Annotated in this window: 2 protein-coding genes and 1 pseudogene; 1 reads left to right on the forward strand and 2 read right to left on the reverse strand. The window is 58.5% G+C overall.

Features of this window, described 5'->3' with window-relative positions:
- Window positions 1-81: 81 nt before the first annotated feature.
- Window positions 82-498: pseudogene (locus tag PG879_RS20360) on the forward strand (family 1 glycosylhydrolase); the annotation flags it as partial.
- A gap of 230 nt (window positions 499-728) precedes the next feature.
- Here the strand turns inward: PG879_RS20360 and PG879_RS20365 are convergent.
- Both PG879_RS20365 and PG879_RS20370 read right to left on the reverse strand, forming a co-directional pair.
- Entirely contained in the window at window positions 729-1,097 is a 369-nt protein-coding gene (locus PG879_RS20365; RefSeq protein WP_270830614.1) for a DUF1254 domain-containing protein, read from the reverse strand.
- A gap of 13 nt (window positions 1,098-1,110) precedes the next feature.
- Window positions 1,111-2,514 (reverse strand): DUF1254 domain-containing protein, encoded by a 1,404-nt coding sequence (locus PG879_RS20370; RefSeq protein ID WP_270830615.1) that lies wholly within the window; start codon window positions 2,512-2,514, stop codon window positions 1,111-1,113.
- Window positions 2,515-2,665: the final 151 nt, after the last annotated feature.

The following is a 2,665-nucleotide window of genomic DNA, read 5'->3' on the forward strand; positions in this document are numbered from 1 at the left end:
CCACGGGAATTTCTGCGCAGTCGGGTATCACAACCCTAAGCGGGAAAAAGTGTCTGGACCTATGGGGTCAAATCCACCAACCCCCATGTGAAGGCCTCAGAATGGGGTTGGCAAATCGACCCGGTGGGGCTGCGTTACACCCTGAACCTGCTCTATGGCCGCTACGAAAAACCGCTGTTTATCGTCGAGAACGGCTTCGGGGCGCGGGATCAGAAAGACGAGCGGGGAGAGATAGACGATGACTACCGCATCGCTTACTTGCGGGCCCATATCGAGCAGATGAAGCTTGCCATCGTCGAGGACGGGGTGGAGGTGATGGGCTACACCCCCTGGGGATGTCTCGACTGCGTCTCCTTCACCACAGGGGAATACAGCAAGCGCTACGGCTTTATCCACGTGGACAAGAACGACGACGGCAGCGGCAGCTTTGCGCGCAGCAAGAAGCGCAGCTTCGACTGGTATCGCAGAGTCATCGCCAGCAACGGCGGGACACTATAGCGGGGTTGTTTAACATGCTGCCTGTATTAAATAGAACCTGTTATTGATCTCATAAATCATCATTCAACCATGTGTTTATGCAATCTCTTTAATAGAAAAGGCAGTGAATGTCTGACTGTAAATAAGCGAGATCCCGGCTCGACACCGAATCTGTCTAGCCGTGGATCCCGCCCTTATCCGGCAATAAAAAACCGACCAGTGAAGTGACCCTCATTGGTGCCTTGGGTGCGTCAGGCGCTCATCGAGGTGGTGTAATGGCCCATGTCCAGGGTGTGCAGGATCCAGCAACGGCCATTGTCCATACCCGGCATGCTGACGATCACCGGCTCCGCACTGAGATCCAGCCAGCCTTGCAGGTGCAGGGTATCGTTGTTGATGCCCGGGTGTTCGGTATCGTCCGCCAGGTGGCGAATGTTCTGGAAGCGGTTTCGCGGGGGGCCGGTCTTGATCGCCGTTCCATAGAAGAACTTGTAGGCCTCATCCATGGAATAGCCGTAGATATGGGCATCCTGTGCCATCTTGTCAGTGATTTGTGCCATGAAGGCGTGGTAGCGATACATGATGCTGCCGCAAGGGATGACTTTCTCATGGTGCTCCACGCCTGTTCATCGTTTACACCCGCTCGAAATCCGCCAGCTTGAAGGTCTTGTGGTTCAACTCGTCGGTCGGGCCATAGAAGCGCATGGCCGGCAGCGGGCGTTTGCCACTGGTCGGGATCCAGTTGTTTTCCTTGCCTGGCGGGGCGGTCGGGCCCACGTAGAGGGTGACGCCGCCGTCCGGGTTCTTGGCCATCTTGTCGAGATCGTAGGAGGAGAGGGTGGTGCGCCCGCTGTCGCTGTAGATGAAGGACATGGTGTCGCGGTTGTAGACGGTCAATGCCCAGAACTGCTTGACCGGCATCTTGGCCGGGATGGTGAGCTTGTACAGTTGTCCTGCCTCCAGCAGCCTGCCCTCGCTATCAGCAAGCGACATCAGGTATTGGGTGGCGGGGGCATCGCTCAGCACCTTGGGCATATAGGTACACCAGAAGTACTCGGCGGCGCGATTGATGAGGTCGATGCGATCCTCATAGGTGAAGGTGAAGGTCTTGTTGTCATCGCTCTGCAAGAGGGAGGCGTAGTGCCTGTCAGGCCAGTAGCGTTTCTCCTTCGGGAAATTGTCATACCAATGCTGCATGTAGAACCAGGCATCGATGGCCGCCTGGCGCAGCGCCTTGCGGGTTTTCTCATCCGGGTTGAATGAGGTGCCGCGACCTATGCCAAGGGAGGTGAGCATCCCCATCATCACCTTGTCCTGCTCGCGCACGGGCTCGACGCTGGCCACCGCGTGCAGGTCGTCGAAGTGACGCTCGTAGTAGTAGGGCAGGGTCGGGTAGCGCTTGTTGCTAGGATCGACGAAGCGCTGGGTCGGCGGATTGCTCGCCTCGGAGAGAGAGTACATGCGCAGGCGCTTGGAGTAGTGATAGGCATCGTTCGTCGACTTGCCGGGCGTCGGCACAGAGCGAAAGGCAAACGCCACGCGATAATTCGGGGAAGGAACATGCAGATAGCCGGCCGGGATCGGCTCGCTGTAGCCGGGGGGCGTCAGCAAAAACTTGCCGCCCTTGCCTTGGTCGAGCCCCGCCGGGCCTACATCCGCGATGGTGAATTGCCAGGCATCGACAATCTGCCCATACAGGCTGCCATCCGGGCCCGCAGCGGGCACTTCCAGCACGGTGGGGCCGTGTTGCAAGTCGGTGAAGGCCGTGATGTAGGGGGTGGTGCTGTTGGCCGTGATGGCCTCGAGATGCGGGGTGGCAGGCTTGGAATAGGCGATGATGTCGTTGTCTTTGAGACCCAGATTGTCGAAGGCGGCGCGCCGGAAGCTGTAAATAGCGACCGCCGGCATGTTCCACAAGACAGCCTCGAAGGCCCGCTGGTACTTGAGCTGGTACTCAAAATCTTCGACCGAGCTGACGGATCCCGCTGGCGGCAGGCCCTGCTGGGGTATTTCCTGGTTTCCCGGGGCTGGGGGCATTGGCCATCTCCCCTTGCGGGCTGGTCGATGGCAGCACTCAAAGGGGAGGGATGGGACTCCCCTTTAGCATCGATAAAAAAGGCTATGTCCCAATTACGTGTTGCATGGGGCGCCCCAGCGCCTCATGCAAGCAACGTGGCACATTCACTTC

It is taken from the genome of Aeromonas sp. QDB63, from assembly GCF_027707425.1.
GTDB classification, from domain to species: domain Bacteria; phylum Pseudomonadota; class Gammaproteobacteria; order Enterobacterales; family Aeromonadaceae; genus Aeromonas; species Aeromonas caviae.